The organism is Simplicispira piscis (assembly GCF_054783455.1).
Window position 1 is genome coordinate 1 of the sequence record NZ_BAAGQN010000023.1, and the last position, 3,708, is coordinate 3,708.

Annotated in this window: 3 protein-coding genes; 1 reads left to right on the top strand and 2 read right to left on the bottom strand. The window is 67.8% G+C overall.

Annotation, left to right across the window (positions count from 1 at the left end):
• Nucleotides 1-177 precede the first annotated feature (177 nt).
• Nucleotides 178-1,386, top strand: a complete 1,209-nt coding sequence (locus tag ACYVOC_RS16065) for an FAD-dependent monooxygenase (RefSeq protein WP_116003146.1) — start codon at nt 178-180, stop codon at nt 1,384-1,386.
• Nucleotides 1,387-1,459: 73 nt separating this feature from the next.
• Here ACYVOC_RS16065 and ACYVOC_RS16070 read toward each other — a convergent pair whose 3' ends face one another.
• Together ACYVOC_RS16070 and ACYVOC_RS16075 are read right to left on the bottom strand one after the other, a co-directional pair.
• Nucleotides 1,460-2,695 carry an MFS transporter gene (locus tag ACYVOC_RS16070; RefSeq protein WP_461162444.1) on the bottom strand — a complete coding sequence of 412 codons (1,236 nt, stop codon included), beginning with the start codon at nt 2,693-2,695 and terminating at the stop codon, nt 1,460-1,462.
• A gap of 104 nt (nt 2,696-2,799) precedes the next feature.
• Entirely contained in the window at nt 2,800-3,705 is a 906-nt protein-coding gene (locus ACYVOC_RS16075; RefSeq protein ID WP_461162475.1) for a class I SAM-dependent methyltransferase, read from the bottom strand.
• Between the last annotated feature and the right edge of the window lie 3 nt (nt 3,706-3,708).

Genomic DNA, 3,708 nt, shown 5'->3' on the forward strand with positions numbered 1-3,708 from the left:
GACGGCGGGGCAGCTGGGGTTCTTGCGGCTGCATGGCTGCGAGCAGTTCCAGGGGTTTTTGTTTGGGCGACCTGTGCCGGTGGAGGTGTTCGAGCTGGAGCACTGCCGCCATCCGTCGCCGCATTTCGAGCCCGGGTTTTGAGCGGACCTGGGCATGGCCTTGGGCACAATCCCGGCATGAACAAACAGGTATTGATCGCCGGTGGTGGCATCGGCGGGCTGGCTGCTGCACTGGGTGCCTCGCGGGCGGGTTGGGAGGTGCGTTTGTACGAGCGCGCGGCCGCGTTTGCGGAGGTGGGCGCGGGCGTGCAACTGGGCCCCAACGCCGTGCGGCGCCTGCAGGCCTGGGGTCTGCAAGCACCACTGCAGGCGGTGGCCGCTTTTCCCGATCAACTGCAAGTGCGCAGCGCCCTGGATGGGGGCACGCTGGCGACCTTGCCGCTGGGTGCCGAGATGATTGCGCGCTACGGCGCTGCCTACGCCACCATCCACCGCGCCGACCTGCAGGGTCTGCTGCATGAGGCCGTGCACGACCGTGCGAATGTGCAACTCAACCTCGGCTGTGCCATTGCGCAGTACGGCGAATCAGGGGGGGCCATCCAGGTGCGCCTGGGCCAAGGCAAGGAGATCGAAGGCGATGCCCTGGTAGGCGCCGATGGCTTGTGGAGCCGCATCCGCACCCAGATGCTGGACGACGGGGCGCCGCGTCCCACGGGCCATCTGGCCTACCGCGCCCTGGTACCGCAAGCGGCGTTGCCGCAGCAACTGCGCAGCACACAGGTCACCGCCTGGCTGGGGCCGCGCCTGCATGCCGTGCATTACCCTGTGCGCCGGGGCGAGTTGCTGAACCTGGTGGTGATCGTGCACGGCCCTGCGCCCCACGATCTGGAAAGCTGGGACCACGCCGCCAATGCCACCGACCTCGAAGCCGCTCTGGCCGGCACCTGCGGTGCATTGCAGGACATGGTGCGCGGTGTGGCCGCAACTGGCCACGGCTGGCGCCTGTGGCCCTTGTGCGACCGCGCGCGCCTGGACAGCGCTGCGCAGATGGCGCAAGGCCTGGTGGCACTGCTCGGCGATGCGGCCCACCCCATGCCTCCCTACCTGGCCCAGGGCGCCGGCATGGCGATTGAAGACGCCGCACAGCTACAGCGCGCCTTGGCCATGCACGACATGGACGTACCGCTGCGCCTGCGCCGCTACGCCCTCAACCGCTGGGAGCGCGCAGGGCGCGTGCAGGCGCGATCGCAACGCAACGGGCGCATCTTCCATGCCACCGGCCCCGTGCGCTGGGCACGCGACCTGTCGCTGCGGCTGATGGGCGAACGCCTGCTGGATGTGCCCTGGCTCTACCGGGGTGACGGTTCTAATGCCAGTGCGCTGTAGATTGCTTCATTATTGATAGCTGCTTGCGCTTGCTGTGTAAGCGTTTGATGCTGTTTTTGCTTAAAAATATCTTTCAATGCCGGGGAGCGGGGAGCACCCGGAACGCCACGACCCCTGTCGCCAGCAGGCCCGCAATGGTCAGCATGACGGCCACATACGGGTCGGCGCCGCGCTCTGTGGCCATCGAGGCCGCCACCCCCGTCACCCACTGCATCAAGGCCACGCCCATGAACAAGGCCATGGTGAACACCGCCATCGCCCGCCCCGTCATGGCGGCAGGGTAGGCGCTGCGCACGTCGGCGTATTGCAACACCATGTAGCCCGAGAGCATGCCGACGGCGATGGCGCCGCCCACATCCACCCAGGGCAGGCCCAGCAGCGCCAGTGCCAGAAACAGGCCCGCCAGCACCAGGGTGTAGCCCACCAGCCAGCGGCGGCGGCGCGTGGGGCCGGGGTCCAGTCGGCCAAACAGCGCGGGGGTGAACAGCGACACCAGCGACACCACCAGTGCCACATTGCCGCTTTGCACCAGCGAGAAGCCGTGCCGCTCGATCAGCAGAGGCCCCAGCCACAGCCCGCGCAGCGTGAGGAAGGAGGCATAGGTCACCAGCGCCAGCAGCATGATGCCCGCGGTGTGCGGTAATAAAAACAGCGCGCCAAAGCCCCGTACCGCGGCGCCCAGTGATTCGCGCGGAGCGGCGTGCGGTGGTTGTGGGGGTTCGTGCACTTTCCAGAAAAACAGCAGCCAAGCCAGCAGCGCCAGCCCCGCCAGCAGGCCAAAGCCCGTGCGCCACGACCACTGCTGCACCACCCAGGCCAGCGGCGTGCCCGTGAACAGCATGCCCAGCCCGCCCAGTCCCATGGCCACGCCCGATACGGCAGCAAAGGCATGCGCAGGAAAGTAGCGCGCAATGAACACGGTGCACACCAGAAAGGCGGGTGCGCAGCCCACCCCGATCAGCATCTGGCCCAGCAGCACTGTGCCGTAGCCGGGCGCCAGCGCCGACAGCAGCGAACCCACCACGGTGAGCGGAAACGCCGTCAGCAGCGTGCGCCGCAGGCCATACAGGTCGATCCCGACCCCCATGAAGAGCTGCATGCTGCCGAACGAAAATGCAAAAACCCCTGCAAACAGCCCCAGCGCCTGGGCCGATAGCCCGAACTCCGCCCGCAGCCCCGTGGCAATGATGGCGGTGATGGTGCGAAACGCCTGGCTCAGCGCAAAACCCGTGATCAGCACCAGCAGCACCCCCCAGGCGGCGCGGGACGTGAGGGCAGGCGAGGGTGACAAGGGCGGGGTAGGGGGCACGGGGGTCTCCGTTAGGGTGTGGGGGAGATGCGCTCCTCAGCCCAAGGGTAGCTGCTGCGCCCTGTCCGGGGGTGTCGCCCATGTGGCGCTGTCGCGGCGCATCGTCAGGCGGGCAGGCCAGGTGCGCGGTAAACCAGCACCTTCAGCGCGCGCTCTGCCGACACATCGGCAAACACGGGCGGATTGGCCACGCGCTCTACAAACACCAGGTCGGGCGCCAGTTCCTGCATCTGGTCTTGCAGAAAAGCGCAGTCCAGTTCCGGTGCATTGAGGCACAGCAGGGCGTGACCGCCGGGGGCCAGCAGGTCGGGCAAGCGGCGCAGCAGGCGGGCATAGTCTTTGGTGGCGACAAAGCTGCCCTTCTGGTAACTGGGCGGGTCCATGATGACCAGGTCGTAGGGGCCGCTGCGCGTGATCTTGCCCCAGGTGCTGAAAATGTCATGGGCCAGAAAGCTGGCACCACCGGCCAGGTCGTTGAGCTGGTGGTTCTGCTGCCCGGTGGCGATGGCGCCGCGCCCCATGTCCACGTTCACCACCTGCCGGGCACCCGCCAGCAGCGCGACCACCGAGAAGGCACAGGTGTAGGCAAACAGGTTGAGCACTTTGGGCCCGCGCCGCGCCCCCTGCTGCTGCGCCACATGCTGGTGCACCCAGCGCCGCCCTTCGGCCATGTCGAGAAACAGGCCGTGGTTCTGGCCCCGCAGCACATGCACCCGAAAACGTGCGCCGCGCTCTGTCACCACATGCGGATCGGGCACGCTGCCCGCCATCAGTTGGGTGTCGGTCTGGCCTTCGTGGCGGCACTGGTACACCCAGTTCAGCGGTTCGCCGGGTGCAAGCTCCTGCCAGCGTGCCGCCAGGGCGGCCCCCGCTGCCGACAGGGCCTCCTCGGTGGCGGGCTGGAAGCTGGTCAGCACCCACACGGGCGGAAATACATCCAGCGTCCAGTGCTCACAGCCGGGGTACAGGCCGCCCCGGCCATGAAAAATGCGCTGGGCATCGGTGGGCATCTC

Bases quoted from the DNA above. Each gene is read 5' to 3' on its own strand.
- ACYVOC_RS16075 (WP_461162475.1), bottom strand. From the start codon at position 3,705: ATGCCCACCGATGCCCAGCGCATTTTTCATGGCCGGGGCGGCCTGTAC.
- ACYVOC_RS16065 (WP_116003146.1), top strand. From the start codon at position 178: ATGAACAAACAGGTATTGATCGCCGGTGGTGGCATCGGCGGGCTGGCT.